The sequence below is a fragment of the Nocardioides sp. FY1077 genome, assembly GCF_058681775.1.
The window spans coordinates 18173-37134 of sequence record NZ_JBZWDB010000005.1 but is presented as its reverse complement, the minus strand read 5'-3'; the positions used below and the strand labels follow the sequence as shown (position 1 = coordinate 37134).

Genomic DNA, 18962 nt, shown 5'->3' with positions numbered 1-18962 from the left:
GTCATCGCCGGGCTGCCGGGGCGCTAGCGTGACCCCGTGAGCTCCGCCCCCTCCCGCGTCTACGTCGCCCGCCTCGTCGGGCTGCCGGTCTTCGACCCGCAGGGCGACCAGGTGGGCAAGGTCCGCGACGTGGTGGTCTCGGTGCGCTCCGAGACCAGCCAGCCGCGCGTCCTGGGGCTGGTGGCCGAGGTGTTCGGCCGTCGGCGGATCTTCGTGCCGATGACCCGCGTCACCAACATCGACAGCGGGCAGGTCTACACCACCGGCCTGCTGAACATGCGCCGCTTCGAGCAGCGCTCCACCGAGACCCTCGTCATCGGCCAGATGCTCGACCGCACGGTGCGCATCGCCGGCTCGGAGGTCTCCGGCACCGTCTACGACGTGGCGATGGAGCAGGCCCGCAACCGCGACTGGGCGCTGAGCCGGGTGGCGGTGCAGGAGCCGGCGAAGGCGCTGCGGCGCAAGGGCCAGACCCACGTCGTGGAGTGGCGCGACGTGGAGGGGCTGACGCTGCGCGACGAGGCGCAGGGCGCCACCCACCTCGTCGCCGCGCTCAACGAGCTGCGCCCGGCCGACGCCGCCACGATGATCCACGAGCTGCCCCCCGAGCGGCGCACCGCGGTGGTCGCCGCCCTCGACGACGAGCGCCTCGCCGACGTCCTCGAGGAGCTGCCGGAGGAGGACCAGGTCGAGATCCTCGGCCACCTCGGCGACGAGCGCGCCGCCGACGTCCTCGAGGAGATGTCGCCCGACGACGCCGCCGACCTCATCGCCGAGCTGCCGCCGGAGACCGCCGCGAAGCTGCTGGAGCTGATGGAGCCCGACGAGGCCGAGGACGTGCGCCGCCTCATGTCCTACGTCGAGGACACCGCGGGCGCGATGATGACGCCCGAGCCGGTGATCCTGGGCCCCGACGCGACGATCGCCGACGCGCTCGCGCACGTGCGCAACCCCGACCTCACGCCGTCGCTGGCCGCGCTGGTCTACGTGTGCCGCCAGCCGCTCGAGACGCCCACCGGCCGGTTCCTCGGCGTGGCCCACATCCAGCGGCTGCTGCGCGACCCCCCGTCGACGCTGGTGGCCGGGGCGCTCGACGACTCGATGGAGACCCTGCCGCCGGAGGCGAACATCGACCAGGTCGCGGCCCACCTGGCCACCTACAACCTGGTCGCCGCGCCCGTGGTCGACGAGAACGGCCGGCTGCTCGGGGCGGTGACCGTCGACGACCTGCTCGACCACATGCTGCCGGAGAACTGGCGCGAGCAGGGGCTGCGGCCGCGCTCGCGACGGAGGGTGCCCCGTGGCTGACCGCCGTCCCCGCCTGGACACCCCCACCGAGACGCGCCGCCAGCTGGTGCGGCGCCCGTCGTACGACGACGACACCTTCGGCGTGTTCGCCGAGCAGTTCGCGCGCTTCATGGGCACCGCCCGGTTCCTCATCTACATGACGCTGTTCGTCATCGCCTGGGTGCTGTGGAACCTGCTGGCGCCCGACGCCGCGCGCTGGGACCCCTACCCCTTCATCTTCCTCACGCTGATGCTGAGCCTCCAGGCGTCGTACGCCGCGCCGCTGATCCTGCTCGCGCAGAACCGGCAGGAGACCCGCGACAAGGTGGTGGCCGAGCAGGACCGGCAGGCCAACGCCCGCGCCCACGCCGACATGGAGTTCCTCGCCCGCGAGGTCGCCTCCCTGCGGATGTCGGTGGGCGAGGTCGCCACCCGCGACTTCCTGCGCTCCGAGCTGCGCTCGCTGCTGCAGGACCTCGAGGAGCGCGCCGCCGACGAGTCGTCCGCCACACCCGCCGGCGACCGCCGGGAACCACCGCTCGCCTAGACTGGGGCATCATGAGCACCCCCCTTCTCGAGCAGGTCACCGCCGCGCTCGCGACCGTGAACGACCCCGAGATCAAGCGCCCCATCACCGAGCTGGGGATGGTCGACTCCGTCGAGGTCGACGAGGCCGGCCTGGCCCGCATCACCGTGCTGCTGACGGTGGCCGGCTGCCCCCTCAAGGACACGATCAACCGCGACGTGACCGCGGCGGTGACCCGCGTCGACGGCGTCGCGGGTGTCGACCTCACCCTCGGCGTGATGACCCCCGAGCAGCGCTCCGGGCTCAAGGACGTGCTCAACGGCGGCAAGGCGCAGCGCGAGATCCCGTTCGCCCAGCCCGGCTCGCTCACCAAGGTCTTCGCGATCGCCTCGGGCAAGGGCGGCGTCGGCAAGTCGTCGGTGACGGTCAACCTGGCACTGGCGATGGCCGCTCAGGGGCTCAAGGTCGGCGTCGTGGACGCCGACATCTACGGCCACTCCGTGCCGGCGATGCTCGGCGTGGCCGACGCCCGGCCCACCCAGGTCGACGACCTGATCATGCCCGTGCCGACGTCGTCGGGGGTGTCGGTCATCTCGATCGGCATGCTCAAGCCGCGCCGCGACCAGGTGGTCGCCTGGCGCGGGCCGATGCTCGACCGGGCGCTGGTGCAGATGCTGGCCGACGTCTACTGGGGCGACCTCGACGTGCTGCTGCTCGACCTGCCGCCCGGCACCGGCGACGTCGCCATCTCGCTGGGCCAGCACCTGCCCGGCGCCGAGGTGCTCGTGGTGACCACGCCGCAGGAGGCCGCCGCCGAGGTGGCCGAGCGCGCCGGCACGATGGCCTCCATGATGCACCAGCGCGTCGTCGGCGTCGTGGAGAACATGAGCTTCCTGCCCTGTCCGCACTGCGCCGAGGAGGGTCGTGAGCACCGCCTCGAGATCTTCGGCTCCGGCGGCGGCGACCGGGTGGCGCAGACGCTGTCGTCCCGCTTCGGCTACGACGTCGCCGTGCTCGGGCGGATCCCGCTGGACGTCTCGCTGCGCGAGGGCGGTGACGTCGGCAAGCCCATCGTGGACGCCGACCCGACCGCCCCGGCCGCCGTCGTGCTGAAGGACGTGGCGACCAGGCTGGCCGGACGCGGCCGAGGGCTGGCCGGCATGCAGCTCGGACTGACCCCGAGCGCTAAGTTCTAGCTCGTGCCTGGACTCGCCGAGCTTGCCGTCATCGCCCTGGTCGCGATCTTCGTGTTCGGCCCCGACCGGCTGCCCGACCTGGCCAAGCAGGCGGGCCAGATGGTCCGGAAGGCACGCGACTTCGCCAACTCCGCGCGTGACGAGCTGCGCGACGAGCTCGGCCCCGAGTTCTCCGACCTCGAGCTGCGCGACCTCGACCCCCGCACCATCGTGCGCAAGCACATCATGGAGGCGATGGAGGAGGCCGAGGCCGAGGAGAAGAAGCCGAAGCGCAGGGGCCTGCAGCCCCTCGGCGACGGCGAGCTGCCGCCGTACGACCTCGAGGCCACCTGAGCCACCGCGCTCCCTCCCTGTGCCCCGGCCGGGGTCAGTCGCGGCTCTGCACGGCGGCCACCGCGGCCAGGGCCACCAGCACGACCCTCCCGTCGCCGACGCCGACCTCCACGAAGTCGGCACCGACCCGGCGCACCACCCCGTCGTGACGCCCGCCGTCGAGCAGGTGCAGCACGCAGCGCTCCCCCGCGTCGGCGAGGCGGCGCAGCGCCGAGCCCACGCCGAGCCGGGCCACCGGTGACCAGGCCACCTCGGGCGTCGAGCGCTCCGAGGCACCGCGCACCGCGCTGAGGGCGGCGCACCGCACCACCCAGTCCTGAGCCGGGCCGCGCACCACGACCCAGTCGGCCGCCACCCGGTCGAGGACACCGGCGACCGCGCCCACACCGAGCACGTCGAGCACCACCTCGTGCTCCAGCGAGGCCATCAGCCGGCTCACCAGGGTGACCTGCTGGTACTCCGCCCGCGCCCGGTCGGCGAGCTCGACGACCCGCTCGGCGTCGTACATCGCCTCGGCCTGCTGCTCGAGGTCGTCGAGCACCTCGAACAGGTCGTCCTCCCAGCCCATGGCGCCACCCTGCCCCGTGCCGGGCCCGGCCGGGGCCGGGCGCGCCGTGGTGCTGGCCGCTGGCGCCGCCAGCGCTGTGGAGCGCTGGTTGACGCGAGAGGCGGACGGGCGTCTACTGAGGCAAACGGACGCAAACTCATGAATCTCGGGGATCGACATGGACCGTGCCACCGCACCGCGCTGTCTCGCGGTCTGGCTGGGCGCCACCGCGGTGGTCGCCGGGCTCGGCGTGCTGCTGCTGCCCGGCCTGCGCGCCACCCGGGTCGAGGCGTTCGACGACGCGCTCGTCGCCGCCTGCACGGTGGCGCTGTACGCCGGCGCCGCCTGGGGCTGGCTGGTCCTCACCGTGGTCGTCGTCCAGGCGCTGCGCGGACGGGTCGTGCGGGTGCGTGGGCTGCCGGCACCGGTGCGGGCCGCGCTGCTGGCCGCCTGCGGCCTCGCCCTCGCGGGCACCGCGGTGGCCCCGGCCGGCGCGACCTCCGGCGACCCGTCGCAGCGCGAGCGCTGGCTCGACGGCCGCCTCGGCCCCGCCGCTCAGGTCGAGCGCGGGCAGCTGCTCGCCGGGCTGCCGCTCCCCGACCGGGCCACCGCTCCCCCGCAGCACCACGGCGACCGCCACGGCCCGGACGGCCGCGACGGCCGCGGCCGCGCTGCCGCTCCCCGCGTGGTGACGGTGGCGCCCGGCGACACCCTCTGGAGCCTCACCGCCCAGGCGCTGGAACGCGACGGCCGTCCCGCGGGCGAGGCAGAGGTCGCCGCCTGGTGGCCCCGCCTGCACGACCTCAACCGCGACGTCGTCGGGGCCGACCCCGACGTGATCGAGCCCGGCCAGCAGCTCCGGCTGCCACCACCCCCCGCCGACCGACAGGAGCCCCACCCGTGACCGAGTCCTCCACCCGGCGCCGCCGCCGCGGCGACAACGTCGTCGACCTGCGTCGGCCCGTGCCCGTGGCCGCCGTGCAGGGCACCCTCGCCCTCGACCTGCTGGCCCACGACCTGCCGCCGTCGCTCGCCCCGCCGCCCCCGACGGCGCCCGAGGCCGGTCGGGTGCACGCCATCGACCAGCGCGCCCGCCAGGAGGGCGAGGCCTGGGCCCGCCGGTTCGTGCAGGCCGCGGTCGAGATCGTGGGCGGCGACCGCCCCGTGGCGCAGCTGCTGCGCTGGACCAGCCGCGACGTCTACCTCGACCTCGCCCGCCGGGCGCTGCTGGTGGCCCGTGCCGGCGACCACCGGCCCGGCGCCGGCCGGGTGCAGCCGGTGCGGCCGCAGGTGCGCAGCGTGCACGCCACGCAGGTGCGTGCCGGCGTCCTCGAGGCCTCGGCCCGGGTCGCCTACGGCCCCCGCTCCCGCGCCGTCGCCGCCCGCTTCGAGGCCCGTGACGGCCGCTGGGTCTGCACCGCCCTCGAGTTCGCTTGAACAGCGGCGTCCGACGGAGGAGGACGGCGCGTCGTTCAAGCGGGTCGAGCAAGCCCCGCGCCCGAGCCTGCGAGGTCACCGGGCAGCAGGCAGCGAGGAACGAGCTGGCTGCGTGGGCCCGGGTAGGTCGAGCAAGCCCCGCGCCCGAGCCTGCGAGGGCGCGACGGGCGGGTCGAGACCACCGCAGCCGACGCTGGGACCCAGCCACGACAGTCGGAGGGTCTCGATACACCTCGTCGCTGGCGCTCCTCGGCACTCGACCAACGAAGAATCCACCGGCACTCGAGCACCGGCGAACCCCGGTTCGTCGGTCGAGGAGCGAGCGCCAGCGAGCGTCTCGAGACCGCCGCAGTCGACACCGGAGCCCGACCACGACAGTCGAGAGGTCTCGATACACCTCGTCGCTGGCGCTCCTCGGCACTCGACCAACGAGGAACCTCTCGCTGGTCGAGGAGCGAGCGCCAGCGAGCGTCTCGAGACCGCCGCAGTCGACACCGGAGCCCGACCACGACAGTCGAGAGGTCTCGATACACCTCGTCGCTGGCGCTCCTCGGCACTCGACCAACGAGGAACCTCTCGCTGGTCGAGGAGCGAGCGCCAGCGCCCGTATCGAGACCACCGCAGCCCACGCCGGGACCCGACCACGACAGTCGAGAGGTCTCGATACACCTCGTCGCTGGCGCTCCTCGGCACTCGACCGACGAGCGGCGGCGTCTGGGGCTCATCGACCGACGACAGCAGCAGACCCCCGACCGGGAGCCGGTCGGGGGTCTGCGGGGTGCGGGTCAGCCGTTGACGCGTGTGGTGAGGCCGGTGGGGCCGCCCTCGGCGCCGTGGCACTGCTTGAACTTCTTGCCCGAGCCGCAGGGGCACTTCGCGTTGCGGCTGATGCCGGCGAACGGGTCGTCGGGGTCGGCGACCGCCACGACCTCGGCGTCCCCGGTCTCGTCGGGGGCGGAGTAGGCCAGCTTGGCGGGCTTGGCCGGCTCCAGGCCCTTGGCGTGGATGTGCGGTCGGGCCTCCGTCGGCTGGTCGGCGGGGGCCTCGGGGGCCTGGGCGGGGGCACCGGCGGTGACCGGGGCGCGCAGGCCCGCCGCCACCTCGAGGACGGGCGCCTCGTCGGGCTCCTCCTCGACGGTGACCTCGAGGTTGAACAGGAAGCCGACGGCCTCCTCCTTGATGCCGTCCATCATGGCGGCGAACATGTCGAAGCCCTCGCGCTGGTACTCCACGAGGGGGTCACGCTGGGAGTAGGCCCGCAGGTAGATGCCCTCGCGCAGGTAGTCCATCTCGTAGAGGTGCTCGCGCCACTTGCGGTCGAGCACCGAGAGCAGCACGCGGCGCTCCAGCTCGCGCATGACGGGCTCGCCCACCTCGGCCTCCCGGGCGTCGTAGGCGGCGTGGGCGTCGGTGCGCAGCGCGGTGATCAGGTCCTCGCGGTCGATGTCGTCGCGGCTCCCCGCGGCCTCCTCGAGCTCGGCGATGGTGATGCCGATGGGCCAGATCTGCCCGAGGTCGGTCCACAGCTGCTCGAGGTCCCAGGCCTCGGTGAGGTCCTGGGTGGCGCCGGTGACGGAGCCGGTGACCACGTCGTCGAGGAAGGTCCGCATCTGCTCGCGCAGGTCGGCGCCCTCGAGCACCTCGCGGCGCTCGCCGTAGATCACCTGGCGCTGGCGGTCCATCACGTCGTCGTACTTGAGGACGTTCTTGCGGGACTCGAAGTTCTGCGACTCGACCTGGCCCTGGGCGTTGGCGATGGCCCCGGTGACCCGCTTGTTCTCGATCGGGACGTCGTCGGGGATGCGCAGCACCTGCAGCACCCGGTCGACCCACTCCGACTTGAACAGCCGCATCAGCTCGTCCTCGAGGGACAGGTAGAAGCGCGACTCACCGGGGTCGCCCTGACGCCCGGAGCGACCACGCAGCTGGTTGTCGATGCGTCGCGACTCGTGGCGCTCGGTGCCGACGACGTAGAGCCCACCGAGGTCCTTGACCTCGTCGTGCTCGGTCCTGACCTGCTCGCGGATGCGCTCGAGCATGCCGGGCCACGCGGCGTCGTACTGCTCGGCGGTCTCGCCGGTGGGCTCGAGGCCCTGCTTGCGCAGCGCCTCGTCGGCGAGGAACTCCACCGAGCCGCCGAGCATGATGTCGGTGCCGCGACCGGCCATGTTGGTGGCGACGGTGACCGCGCCCTTGTGGCCGGCGAGCGCGACGATCTTCGCCTCGTCGGCGTGGACCTTCGCGTTCAGCACGGTGTGGGGGATGCCCATCGAGGTGAGCTTCTTCGACAGGTGCTCCGACTTCTCCACCGAGACGGTGCCGATCAGCACCGGCTGGCCCTTCTCGTGCCGCTCGCGGATGTCCTCGGCGACCGCGTCGTACTTGGCCTCCTCGGTGCGGTAGACCAGGTCGCCCTGGTCGATGCGCGCCATCGGCTTGTTGGTCGGGATCGGGACGACGCCGAGCTTGTAGATCTTGTCGAACTCGCTGGCCTCGGTCATCGCCGTGCCGGTCATGCCGGAGAGCTTTTGGTAGAGGCGGAAGTAGTTCTGCAGGGTGACGGTGGCCAGGGTCTGGTACTCCTCGCGGACCTGCACGCCCTCCTTGGCCTCGATCGCCTGGTGGAGGCCGTCGTTGTAGCGACGTCCCGACAGCATCCGGCCGGTGTGCTCGTCGACGATGAGCACCTCGCCCTGGATGACGACGTACTCCTTGTCGTTGTGGAACAGCTCCTTGGCCTTGATGGAGTTGTTCAGGAACGAGATCAGCGGGGTGTTGGCCGACTCGTACAGGTTCTCGATGCCGAGGTGGTCCTCCACCTTGGTGATGCCGGGCTCGAGGACGGAGATGGTGCGCTTCTTCTCGTCGACCTCGTAGTCGACCTCGCGCTCGAGCTTGCGGGTGATCTTGGCGAACTCGCCGTACCACTTCACCTCGTCCTGCGTGGGCCCGCTGATGATCAGCGGCGTGCGGGCCTCGTCGATCAGGATGGAGTCGACCTCGTCGACCACGGCGAAGAAGTGACCGCGCTGCACGCAGTCCTCGATCGCGGAGGCCATGTTGTCGCGGAGGTAGTCGAAGCCGAGCTCGTTGTTGGTGCCGTAGGTGATGTCGCAGTCGTAGGCCACACGACGCTCGGCGGGGCGCATCTCGGGCAGGATCACCCCGGTGGTGAGGCCGAGGAAGTGGTGGATGCGGCCCATCTGCTCCGACTGGTACTTCGCGAGGTAGTCGTTGACCGTCACGACGTGCACGCCCTTGCCGGCGAGCGCGTTGAGGTAGGACGGCAGCACGGCGACCAGGGTCTTGCCCTCGCCGGTCTTCATCTCCGCGATGTTGCCGAGGTGCAGCGCCGCGGCGCCCATCACCTGGACGTCGAACGGGCGCATGCCGCTGACGCGGCGGGAGGCCTCACGCACGACCGCGAACGCCTCGGGCATCAGGTCGTCGAGGGTCTCCCCGGCGGCGAGACGCTCCTTGAACTCCACCGTCATGTGCTGGAGCTCGGCGTCGCTCATCGCCTCGAAGTCCTCCTCGATGGCGTTCACGGCCTTCGCGACCGCCTCCAGCTGTCGGAGGATCTTGCCCTCGCCGAGGCGGAGGAGCTTGTCGAGGATCACGGGCACGGAAGGACGCTCCTAGTCAGGGGGCCTAGCGGTGGTCACAGGCGAACTCACTGTACCCAGGGGGGTGGGGCGCTCCCAACCGGGCCGTGCTGCCCGCCGGAGGTCATCCCAGGGCCGCGCGCAGCGCCCCCACGAGGTCGCCGCGCTCGCCCACCTCGACGTCGCCCAGGCCCAGCCACCCCGCCAGGTCGCGCAGCTCGGCGGCCAGCTCGGCAGCGGTCTCCGCCGGGGCCCCGGGCTCGGCGAAGGCGCCGGGCACCCGCAGGACGCCCGCGCCGCCGGCCGCCGACCGGTCGGCCTTGAGGTCGACGCGGGCCACGATCTCGTCGCCGAGCAGGAACGGCAGCACGTAGTAGCCGTGGCGGCGCAGGTGGGCCGGCACGTAGATCTCGATGCGGTAGTGCAGGTCGAAGAGCCGCTCGGTGCGCTCGCGCTCCCAGACCAGCGGGTCGAACGGGCTGAGCAGCGCCCGGGCGCGCACGGCCCGCGGCCGGCGCGCGTCGCGGTGCAGGTAGGCCGGGCGCGACCAGCCCTCGATCGTCACCGGCACCAGCTCGCCGGAGTCGACCAGCGCGGCCACCGCGGGCCGCACGTCGTCGACGTGCATGCGGTAGTAGTCCTTGAGGCAGCGCAGCGTGGCCACGCCGTGGGAGCGCGCCGCGCGCCGGACCAGCTCGAGGTGCTGCTCGGCCACCGGCGGCACGGGCGTGGCGAGGACCTGCGCGGGCAGCACCCGCTCCGGCAGGTCGTAGCGCACCTCGAACTGCGGGGTGCGCCCGGCGATGGCGAGGTCGCCGGTGGTGAACAGGAAGTCGAGCACGCTGCGGGTGGCCGACCAGTTCCAGCCCCACTGGTCACGACTCGCCGGGCCGGCGTCACCGCGCCAGGCCGCGACCTGGCGGGCCGTGGCCGGGCCGTGCGCGGCGATCCGCCCGACGACGTCGGCCTCGAGGTCGGGGGCCTCGTCGAGCACGCTCCACTTGCCGCGGCGCGCGCGGTAGTGGTCGCGGCGGTGGGCCATCACCGGCCAGAGCTCGACCGGCATCAGCGCCTGCACGTGGGCCCAGTACTCCACCAGCCGGCGCGGGCGCTGCTCGGCGGCGCGACGCAGCAGGTCGACGTCGTAGGCGCCCGTGCGCGACCACAGCGGCATGAAGTGGGCGCGCTGGAGCACGTTGACGGAGTCGACCTGGAGCACCCCGGTGCGCCCGACCACGCGCTGCAGCGTGCGCATCGTCGGCGCGGACGGGCGCGGCTCGGCGAAGCCCTGCGCGGCCAGGGCGACGCGGCGGGCCTGCGCGCGGGAGAGGGTCTGCACGGGACGAGGCTAGGGGCCGGGGCCGACGGTGGTCACCCGCGCCTCCGTCTCGGCCGGCCGCGGCCGCCCACCTGCCGCGGGCGGCGCTGCCACGGCAGGTCTCGACACGCCGGTCGCGGGCTCGTGCCTCGCCCGCGCGGCTCGCTCGACCACCACCGACCTGCTGCAGCGGCTGCGCGCTACGGCAGGTCCAGCAGCTTCTCGCGCACGGCGTACATGACGGCCTCCATGCGCGAGTGCAGCTGGAGCTTCTCCAGGATGTTGCGCACGTGGTTCTTCACGGTGTTCTCGGAGATGAAGAGGTTGCGAGCGATCTCGCGGTTGTTCATGCCCTTGGCGACCAGGCGCAGCACCTCGAGCTCGCGCTCGGTGAGCCGCAGGCCCGGCACGTGCTCGCGCTCGGGCTTCGACATCTGCTTGAACTCGTCGATGAGCTTGACCGCCATCGACGGGGAGATCAGCGACTGGCCGTCGGCCACCACCCGGATCGCCTGGGCGACCTCCTCGATCGAGGAGTCCTTGAGCAGGTAGCCCGACGCGCCGCTCTTCACGGCCTCGTACAGGTCGGCCTCCTCGTCGGAGACCGTCAGCATGATGATCTTGGCCGAGGGCACGGCCTCCTTGATGGCCAGGCACGCCTCGATGCCGGACTTCTTCGGCATCCGCACGTCGAGCAGCACGACGTCGGGAGCCACGGAGGAGGCCACGGTGGTGCCCTCGAGGCCGTCGCCGGCCTCGCCGACGACCTCGATGCCGTCCTCGGCGGCCAGCAGCATCGTCAGACCGCGGCGGAAGAGCTCCTGGTCGTCGACGACGATCACACGGACGGCCTCGCGGCGGGAGTCGCTGGTGGTCTCGGGCACGGCTGCATCATGGCACGGCCGCTCGCCGGCCGGGCAGCGAACGGGACCGCCGGACACGACGCCGCCCCGGGGTCCGGCGTACCGGGCCCCGGGGCGGGAGGGCGAGGGTCAGGCCTCGCCGAGGTCGAGCGAGATCACGCCGTAGTCGTAGCCGCGGCGGCGGTAGACCACGGCCGGACGGTCGCTGTCCTTGTCGACGAAGAGGTAGAAGTCGTGGCCCACGAGCTCCATCTCGTAGAGCGCCTGGTCGAGGGTCATCGGGCTGGCCGGGTGGGTCTTCTCGCGCACCACCAGCGGGCCGTCGCCGGTGACCGCGATCGGGCCCACCTGCCGCTCCTCGACACCGTCGTCGGTGGCAGCGTCTCCCCCGTCGGCCCCGCTGGCCCCGTCGGCACCGCCGACCAGCAGCTCGGGGTCGACGTCGGCGAGGGCCTGGCCCACGGAGACCGGGGCGTGCCGGCCGCGGTGGACGCGGCGGCGGTCGGCGGCGCGACGCATCTGGGCGGCCATCTTGTCGACAGCGAGGTCGAGGGCGCCCATCTTGTCGTCGGCGGCCGCCTCGGCGCGGATCACCGGGCCCTTGGAGAACGCGGTGAGCTCGACGTGCACGCCACGGTCGTGCTGGCGCGGGTTGACCTCGCAGTCCACCTCGACGTGCACCCGCATGATGCGGTGGTCGTGCTTCTCGAGTCGGGAGAGCTTCTCGGAGACGTGGGTGCGGAACCCGTCCTTGATCTCGCAGTTCCGTCCGGTGACCACAACTTCCATGTGAACCTCCTTGTGCACGCGAGGCGTGCCGTTGGTGTTGCTCGGTGGTGCGCAGTGCGGATTGGGGGCCGGCTCGGCGGCGCGCGCGGTGGCGCTCGGCCGGGGTGGCTCGGGTCGCTCAGCTGCCGGTCGCGACCTCCTGGGGGCAGGCGGCCACCCGGCGCCGCGCAGGCCACACGTGGGGGGCGGGCCCGCGGCCCGGGGAAGGAGTCCGCCCGGCCGACCTGGTCTTCGACCCCACAACCGCCTGCTGAGGCTCCCGCAGCTTCTCTGCCACTACCGGCCTTCTCCCGGCGCCGGTCGCATCTGACGACCGGGCCGAGGCAGGACTTACCTCTAAGCCGCACCGTGATCGACCCCGAGCCGGGGGCGAGCCCCCGGTCGTGGCCTTACGTGGACCGTTTCGCCTGCGACTGGCATCGGCTTGCCGCTGACGCGTCCGGACTCGCCGGAGCGTCGTCACGACGCAACCACGGACCCGGGCGGACTCCATGACGAGACGATAGGGGAGGTGGCCGCGTGACGAAAGGGACGGGGGTGTCGCTCAGGAACTTCTTCGCCACCGCGGCGACCACCGCCGGACCACCGCCGTTCACCCACCGGAGCCGGCAGGCGGGGTGCGGGCCGGGGTGCGCCGCACGGTGGCGGCGACCGCGGCCACGCCGGCGACCCGCAGCCCCACCGCCTCCAGCGCCCGCTGCGCCTCGCGGGCGGTGGCGCCCGTGGTCAGCACGTCGTCGCAGACCACGGTGAGCACCCGGCGTCCGGGTCCGAGGCGCCGCAGCCCCGGCGTCGGGCAGGTGAGCGAGCCCGCGAGGTTGGCCGCCCGGGCCTCGGCGTCGAGGCCCGACTGGTCGAGCAGCCCGGGCCGGGTGCGCAGCAGCCGGGCCACGGTGACCCGTCGCCCGTCGGCGGCGAGCAGCCGGGCCGCCCCACGGGTCATCGCCAGCGTGGGGTCGTGCCCCCGCGCCCGCACCGACGACGGGCGCGACGGCACCGGCACCAGCACGACGTCGGGCCGCTCCCCCGCACCCCGCGGCGGCACTGTGCCGGCCAGGCACGCCGCGACGGCGAGGGCGAGCAGGTGCGACAGCGGCGCGCCCAGGGCGAGCAGCCGGCGCTCCTTGTGATTGAGCACCAGCGCCCGCACGACGTCGGCGTACGGCGCCGCCGCCCAGCACGGCGCGAGGCCCGGCGGGGGCGGGGTGGGGCCGGCCGGTGCGGCCGCGGCGGGCAGCGCCGCCCGGCAGGCGTCGCACAGCAGCCGTCCCGGGCGCGCGCACCCCACGCAGGTGCTGCCGAGCAGCAGGTCGGTGACGGCGTCGCGCAGCTGCACCCGCCGATCGCACCAGCCGTGCCCGACCGGGGCAACCGACGCCGGGCCCACCTGTGGAGGAGCCGGCGGGTCAGCCCACGTAGTCGAGGGAGCGCACGCCGTCGGTGGTCGGGCGGGCCGAGCCCGGCAGGCCGGTGAGGTCGACCAGGCCGTCGCGGGTGACGGCGTAGAGGACCTCCTCGGGCACCGGCGAGCCGACCAGGGCGGTGGCGCCGGTGAGCGTCGTCGACACGCCGTCGGGACCGGCGGGTGAGCCGTCGACGCCGACGGTGCCGACCTCGGCGCTGGTGGCGCTGAGCCGCTCCAGCACGGCCAGGCTGGTCGGGGTGCGCCAGGCGACGTCGAGCACCCGGCCGCGGGTGCCCTCGTCGGCGTCGACGACCACCGGGCGGCCCAGGCGCAGGATGCGACCGCGGTCGTCGCGCAGGACGCGGGAGACGAGCACCCGGTCCCCGCCGGCCGTGCGCACCACCGCCACGAACCGGGTCCCGTCGCGCGAGACGAGGAAGTCGCTGACCCGGCGCCCGCTGATGCCCGGGGCCCGCACGTCGACGCGCCGGCGCCCCTGGAGGTAGGACACCGCGGCGCCCGCGGCCCTCCGGTCGACGAGCCACGTGCGGTCACCGTGGTCCCAGGCCGGGGTGAGCAGGTCGCGGGCGCCCTCCACGACGCGCTCCACCTCGGCGTCGGCGCCCCGCACGGGCGCGGTGACCAGCGCCGTGCCGCTGTCGGTGACCGCGGCGGCGGTGGTGGCGGTGAGGTTGACCGCCACCGAGCGCACCCCGGCCACGCGCGAGCCGAGGGGACCGTCCACCGGCTCGAGGGTGTCGGGGGTGCCGGAGACCAGGAGGCCGTCGCGCAGGCCGTAGACCAGCGAGCTGGCCTGGAACCCGGTGGGCGCGTACGACGCCCCCTCGGTCACGCTGAACCGGCCGTCGCCGCCCGGCAGCGTGACCGGCTCGCCGTTCAGCCGCAGCTCGACCGCCTCGATCCCGGCGCCCTGGCGCAGCGTCCAGGCCAGCTGCGCGAGCACCAGCTCGGTCTCCGGGCCGGTCACCGGCGGGGTGGCCGGGCCGGTGAGCGACACCTGGGCGACCCCCTCGTCGGAGACCGGCACCGAGAGGTCGACCTCCAGGCCGGGCGGGAAGAAGGTGCGGGTGACCCCGCGCGACCCCTGCCCCGGGCCCTCGACGAGGCCCTCGACCAGCGAGCTGGCGAAGGAGTCGTCGACCGGGGCGTAGACGGGCTCGGGCACGAGCACCTTCGCCTCGCTGTCGAAGAAGTAGAGCGACACCTGCCGGAAGCGCTGGTCGAACCAGCTGTCGGGGACGACGAGCGCGTCGGGCGGGTCGCTGAGGCGCAGCTCGCCGTCCTGCACCTCGAGGGTGAACTCCAGCACCGACTCCTGCGCCGACAGCCGGCCCTGCCAGGCGCCGCGGGCGTCGAGCAGGGCGGCGCCGGTGAGGCCGACGGAGACGCGGCTGCTGCCGGTCGGCAGCTGGTTGTCGTCGTAGGTGATCGTGGCCCGCTGCGGGTTCCACGACGAGGCCGCCTGCGTGGTCAGGAACTGCTCGGCGGCGCGGGTGTCGATCGGGCTGGCCTGCATCGCGGCGAGGAAGCCCTGCACGACCTCCACCGACGACGCTCCCGGGGTGGGGGCCGGCGGGTCGATGGCCGGTGCGGTGCCGACGTCGTCGCTCGACTGACCCGTCCCGGTCTCCACGACCGGCCCCTCGTCGGGCATCGAGACGCACCCGCCGCCGAGCAGGCAGGCGCCCAGCGCCGCGGCGAGGGGTCGCGCGCCCCGGCGGGTCACACCGTCTCCACGGCGTCGTCGGGGATCAGCACGATCGGGCTGCGGTGCAGGGAGCGGCCCGCGTGGCGCGGCAGCGTGAGGCGGAACTGCGCGCCCTCTCCGGGGCGGCCCCACGCCTGCAGCCACCCGCCGTGCAGGTGGGTGTCCTCCAGCGAGATCGAGAGCCCCAGCCCGGTGCCGCCGCTGGTGCGGGCCCGGGCGGGGTCGGCGCGCCAGAAGCGGTTGAACACCATGGCCGACTCCCCCGGCGCCAGGCCCACGCCGTGGTCGCGCACCGCGACCGCGCTGGCCTCGCCGTCGGTGGCCACCCGCAGCACCACCTCCACCGGCCCACCCGGGCGCTCGGGGCCGGCGTGGTCGATGGCGTTGGTGACCAGGTTGCGCACGACCCGCTCGATGCGTCGTACGTCGACCTCGGCCAGGCAGGGCTCGTCCGCGGCCTCGACGACCAGGGTGACGTCGCGCTGGTCGGCCAGCGGGCGGGTGGCGTCGACGACGCGGTGGGCCACCGCGACGAGGTCGACGTCCTCGAGGTCGAGCACCGCCGCGCCGGCGTCGAAGCGGCTGATCTCGAGCAGGTCGGCCAGCAGGGTCTCGAAGCGGTCGAGCTCCTTCTGCAGCAGCTCGGCGGAGCGTGCGGTCACCGGGTCGAAGCCGCCGCGGGCGTCGTGCAGCACGTCGCCGGCCATCCGCACGGTGGTCAGCGGGGTGCGCAGCTCGTGGGAGACGTCGGAGACGAAGCGGCGCTGCACCCGGCTCAGCTCCTCGAGCTGGCGGATCTGGCGCTGCAGGTTGGAGGCCATCTGGTTGAACGACGACGCCAGCCGCGCCAGGTCGTCCTCCCCGCTCACCCGCAGCCGCTCCTGGAGCCGTCCGGCGGCCAGCCGCTCGGCGACCCGGCGCGCGAGCCGGATCGGGGTCACCACCTGGCGGGTCACCAGCCACGCCACCCCGGCCACCAGCACCAGCAGCAGCACGCCGGCGGTGAGCAGCGCGCGGGTCACCAGCGCCAGCGTCTCGTCCTCCTCGGCGAGCGGGAAGAGGAAGTAGAGCGTGTAGGCCTCGCCGTCGGCGGGCAGGCGCACCTGCGAGCCCACCACGATGCCCGGCTCGCTGGAGACCAGCGACCCGCGCTCGTCGAGGCGGCCGACGTCGGTGTAGGTCCAGGCCATCCGCGAGCTCGACTCGAAGTGCTGCACCAGCGTGTCGGGCACGCTCTGCCGGTCGAGCCACGGCGTGTACGTCGCGCCCGCCGACGCCGGGTCGGCGCTCCCGTCGACGGGCCCCGCCAGCACCACCGCGAACCCGCGGGTGTCGCCGCGGGCGATGATCGGCTGCACCAGGTCGCGCTGCTGGCCGACCGCGTCGAGGTTGAGGCTGATCGCGGCCTGCAGCCGGGCGTCGGCCTCGTCGGTCTCGCTGCCGACCTCGGCCAGCACCGCGTCGACGCGGTTGTCGAGCAGGCCGTCGCGGGTCTGCTGCAGCAGCAGCCACCCGACGACCCCGACGACCACCGCCGAGAGCAGCAGCGTCTCGGCCACGACGCGGGCCTGGATGGAGCGGCGCCAGAAGGTCAGCGCGCGCCGCAGCGACACCGACAGCCGGGAGGCCGCCGGCACGCGCACGTTCAGCACGGGAGGACCAGCACGGTGCACCCCACCGCTAGGCGGTGCCGGCCTTGTAGCCCACGCCGCGCACCGTCACCACGACCTCGGGGTTCTCCGGGTCGTGCTCCACCTTCGACCGCAGGCGCTGCACGTGCACGTTGACCAGCCGGGTGTCCGCGGCGTGGCGGTAGCCCCAGACCTGCTCGAGCAGCACCTCGCGGGTGAACACCTGCCACGGCTTGCGGGCCAGGCACACCAGCAGGTCGAACTCGAGCGGGGTGAGGCTGATCGGCTCGCCGCCGCGGGCCACGGCGTGCCCGGCGACGTCGATGGACAGGTCGCCGATGTCGAGGGTCTCGGCCTGCGAGGTGGCGTCGAAGCGACGCACCCGCGCGCGGATGCGGGCCACCAGCTCCTTGGGCTTGAACGGCTTCACGACGTAGTCGTCGGCGCCCGACTCGAGCCCGACGACGATGTCGACGGTGTCGCCCTTGGCGGTGAGCATGACGATCGGGACGCCGGACTCGGCGCGGATCTCCTTGCACACGTCGATGCCGTCCTTGCCGGGCAGCATCAGGTCGAGCAGCACCAGGTCGGGCCGGTAGTCGCGGAACTCGTCCATCGCCAGGTCGCCGCGGGTGCACATGCGGCTGTCGAAGCCCTCCTGGCGCAGCACGATGGTGAGCATCTCCGCCAGGGAGGCGTCGTCGTCCACGACGAGCACGCGACCCTTCGTGGCGTACTCGCTCGGGCTCGGCACTGCCTGGCTCATGCGACCATCTTGCACCCTGGGGCGAGCGTGGGCCGGCGCACCGGCCCACGCCCGGACCTCAGTAGCGGTACTGCTCCGACTTGTACGGACCCGCGACGTCGACGCCGAGGTAGGCGGCCTGGCTGTCGCTGAGCGTCGTGAGCCGGACGCCGAGGGCGCCGAGGTGGAGCCGGGCGACCTCCTCGTCGAGGTGCTTGGGCAGCACGTAGACCCCGACGGGGTACTCCTCGGGCTTGGTGAACAGCTCGATCTGGGCCAGCACCTGGTTGGTGAAGGAGTTCGACATCACGAAGCTCGGGTGACCGGTGGCGTTGCCCAGGTTCATCAGGCGACCCTCCGAGAGCAGGATGATGGCGTGCTCGTCGCGCTCGCCGGTGGCCGGGAAGGTCCACACGTCGACCTGCGGCTTCACGTTCTTGCGCACGACGCCGTCGAAGGCCTCGAGGCCGGCGATGTCGATCTCGTTGTCGAAGTGGCCGATGTTGCCGAGGATCGCGTTGTGCTTCATCCGCGACATCTGCTCGACGGTCACCACGTCCTTGTTGCCGGTCGCGGTGATGATGATGTCGGCGGTGGCGACGACGTCGTCGAGGGTGGCGACCTGGTAGCCGTCCATCGCCGCCTGCAGCGCGCAGATGGGGTCGATCTCGGTGACGATGACGCGGGCGCCCTGGCCGCACAGCGACTCCGCGGAGCCCTTGCCGACGTCGCCGTAGCCGCAGATGACCGCGACCTTGCCGCCGATGAGGACGTCGGTGGCGCGGTTGATGCCGTCGACGAGGCTGTGGCGGCAGCCGTACTTGTTGTCGAACTTCGACTTGGTGACCGAGTCGTTGACGTTGATCGCCGGGAAGAGCAGCGAGCCCTCGCGCATCATGTCGTAGAGGCGGAGCACCCCCGTGGTGGTCTCCTCGGTGACGCCCTTGATCGCGCCGGCGACCTGGGTCCAGCGGTCCTGGCTCTCGGCCAGGCTGGCGCCGAGCACCTCGAAGATGATGCGCTGCTCGGCGCTGGTGGCCGTGGCGGGGTCGGGCGCCTGGCCGGACTTCTCGGCCTCGACGCCGAGGTGCACGAGCAGGGTGGCGTCGCCGCCGTCGTCGAGGATCATGTTGGCGTGGCGGGGCTGGCCGTCGGCGCCGGCGGGCCACTGCAGCACCTGCTGCGTGCACCACCAGTACTCCTCGAGCGTCTCGCCCTTCCACGCGTACACCGGGACGCCCTGGGGGTCCTCGGGGGTGCCGGTGGGGCCCACGGCGATCGCGGCCGCCGCGTGGTCCTGGGTGGAGAAGATGTTGCAGGAGGCCCAGCGGACCTCCGCGCCCAGCGCCACCAGCGTCTCGATGAGCACGGCGGTCTGGATCGTCATGTGCAGCGAGCCGGTGATCCGGGCGCCGGCGAGCGGCTTGTCGGCGCCGTAGCGCTCGCGCATCGCCATCAGGCCGGGCATCTCGTGCTCGGCGAGCTGGATCTCGGTGCGGCCGTAGTCAGCCAGGGAAAGGTCGGCGACCTTGAAGTCAGGGGTGTCCATCG

At 73.4% G+C, this 18962-nt stretch carries 16 protein-coding genes; 6 read left to right on the top strand and 10 right to left on the bottom strand.

Going from position 1 to position 18962, the window contains the following annotated elements:
• The first annotated feature begins 36 nt into the window (after positions 1-36).
• Genes AC4OR8_RS17255 through AC4OR8_RS17240 form a run of 4 tightly spaced genes read left to right on the top strand, consistent with a single transcriptional unit; the run spans position 37 to position 3342 of the window.
• On the top strand, positions 37-1308 hold the full coding sequence (locus AC4OR8_RS17255) for a magnesium transporter MgtE N-terminal domain-containing protein (protein ID WP_492166839.1): 1272 nt from the start codon (positions 37-39) through the stop codon (positions 1306-1308).
• The gene (locus tag AC4OR8_RS17250) at positions 1301-1834 is read left to right on the top strand and encodes a DUF1003 domain-containing protein (protein WP_492166838.1); all 534 of its coding nucleotides are present in this window, start codon (positions 1301-1303) and stop codon (positions 1832-1834) included. The genes AC4OR8_RS17255 and AC4OR8_RS17250 overlap by 8 nt, the downstream gene beginning before the upstream one ends.
• Before the next feature lie 11 nt (positions 1835-1845).
• Positions 1846-3009, top strand: a complete 1164-nt coding sequence (locus AC4OR8_RS17245) for an Mrp/NBP35 family ATP-binding protein (RefSeq protein WP_492166837.1) — start codon at positions 1846-1848, stop codon at positions 3007-3009.
• 3 nt (positions 3010-3012) lie between these two features.
• Positions 3013-3342 (top strand): sec-independent translocase, encoded by a 330-nt coding sequence (locus AC4OR8_RS17240; protein WP_492166836.1) that lies wholly within the window; start codon positions 3013-3015, stop codon positions 3340-3342.
• 34 nt (positions 3343-3376) lie between these two features.
• Here the strand turns inward: AC4OR8_RS17240 and AC4OR8_RS17235 are convergent, their stop codons facing one another.
• Entirely contained in the window at positions 3377-3910 is a 534-nt protein-coding gene (locus AC4OR8_RS17235) for a hypothetical protein (RefSeq protein ID WP_492166835.1), read from the bottom strand.
• Positions 3911-4067: 157 nt separating this feature from the next.
• Between AC4OR8_RS17235 and AC4OR8_RS17230 the strand changes: the two genes are divergently transcribed.
• Both AC4OR8_RS17230 and AC4OR8_RS17225 read left to right on the top strand, forming a co-directional pair.
• Positions 4068-4793 carry a LysM peptidoglycan-binding domain-containing protein gene (locus AC4OR8_RS17230; protein WP_492166834.1) on the top strand — a complete coding sequence of 242 codons (726 nt, stop codon included), beginning with the start codon at positions 4068-4070 and terminating at the stop codon, positions 4791-4793.
• Positions 4790-5326, top strand: a complete 537-nt coding sequence (locus tag AC4OR8_RS17225) for an Rv3235 family protein (RefSeq protein ID WP_492166833.1) — start codon at positions 4790-4792, stop codon at positions 5324-5326. The genes AC4OR8_RS17230 and AC4OR8_RS17225 overlap by 4 nt, the downstream gene beginning before the upstream one ends.
• 785 nt (positions 5327-6111) lie before the next feature.
• Here AC4OR8_RS17225 and secA read toward each other — a convergent pair.
• From secA to ahcY, 9 genes are all read right to left on the bottom strand, one after another.
• Entirely contained in the window at positions 6112-8952 is a 2841-nt protein-coding gene (gene secA / locus AC4OR8_RS17220; protein WP_492166832.1) for a preprotein translocase subunit SecA, read from the bottom strand.
• Positions 8953-9055: 103 nt separating this feature from the next.
• Entirely contained in the window at positions 9056-10270 is a 1215-nt protein-coding gene (locus AC4OR8_RS17215) for a winged helix-turn-helix domain-containing protein (protein ID WP_492166831.1), read from the bottom strand.
• Positions 10271-10449: 179 nt separating this feature from the next.
• Positions 10450-11133 carry a response regulator gene (locus AC4OR8_RS17210; RefSeq protein ID WP_492166830.1) on the bottom strand — a complete coding sequence of 228 codons (684 nt, stop codon included), beginning with the start codon at positions 11131-11133 and terminating at the stop codon, positions 10450-10452.
• A gap of 108 nt (positions 11134-11241) precedes the next feature.
• Positions 11242-11901, bottom strand: coding sequence for a ribosome hibernation-promoting factor, HPF/YfiA family (gene hpf / locus AC4OR8_RS17205; protein ID WP_492166829.1), 660 nt, complete (start codon positions 11899-11901; stop codon positions 11242-11244).
• A 592-nt stretch (positions 11902-12493) separates the two neighbouring features.
• A complete protein-coding gene (locus AC4OR8_RS17200; RefSeq protein WP_492166828.1) occupies positions 12494-13237 on the bottom strand; it encodes a ComF family protein in 744 nt (247 codons plus the stop codon).
• 70 nt (positions 13238-13307) lie between these two features.
• Complete coding sequence (locus AC4OR8_RS17195; protein ID WP_492166827.1) at positions 13308-15053, bottom strand: LpqB family beta-propeller domain-containing protein; 1746 nt, start codon at positions 15051-15053, stop codon at positions 13308-13310.
• Positions 15050-16687, bottom strand: a complete 1638-nt coding sequence (gene mtrB / locus AC4OR8_RS17190; RefSeq protein WP_492166826.1) for an MtrAB system histidine kinase MtrB — start codon at positions 16685-16687, stop codon at positions 15050-15052. The genes AC4OR8_RS17195 and mtrB overlap by 4 nt, the downstream gene beginning before the upstream one ends.
• Positions 16688-16715: 28 nt before the next feature.
• A complete protein-coding gene (gene mtrA / locus AC4OR8_RS17185) occupies positions 16716-17432 on the bottom strand; it encodes an MtrAB system response regulator MtrA (protein ID WP_492166825.1) in 717 nt (238 codons plus the stop codon).
• Between the two features lie 58 nt (positions 17433-17490).
• Entirely contained in the window at positions 17491-18960 is a 1470-nt protein-coding gene (ahcY, locus tag AC4OR8_RS17180) for an adenosylhomocysteinase (RefSeq protein WP_492166824.1), read from the bottom strand.
• Positions 18961-18962: the final 2 nt, after the last annotated feature.

What these genes read in the sequence shown, in the direction of transcription:
- AC4OR8_RS17235 (WP_492166835.1), bottom strand. Translation starts at nt 3,910, where the DNA reads ATGGGCTGGGAGGACGACCTGTTCGAGGTGCTCGACGACCTCGAGCAG.
- AC4OR8_RS17230 (WP_492166834.1), top strand. Translation starts at nt 4,068, where the DNA reads ATGGACCGTGCCACCGCACCGCGCTGTCTCGCGGTCTGGCTGGGCGCC.
- mtrA (WP_492166825.1), bottom strand. Translation starts at nt 17,432, where the DNA reads ATGAGCCAGGCAGTGCCGAGCCCGAGCGAGTACGCCACGAAGGGTCGC.
- AC4OR8_RS17245 (WP_492166837.1), top strand. Translation starts at nt 1,846, where the DNA reads ATGAGCACCCCCCTTCTCGAGCAGGTCACCGCCGCGCTCGCGACCGTG.
- ahcY (WP_492166824.1), bottom strand. Translation starts at nt 18,960, where the DNA reads ATGGACACCCCTGACTTCAAGGTCGCCGACCTTTCCCTGGCTGACTAC.
- hpf (WP_492166829.1), bottom strand. Translation starts at nt 11,901, where the DNA reads ATGGAAGTTGTGGTCACCGGACGGAACTGCGAGATCAAGGACGGGTTC.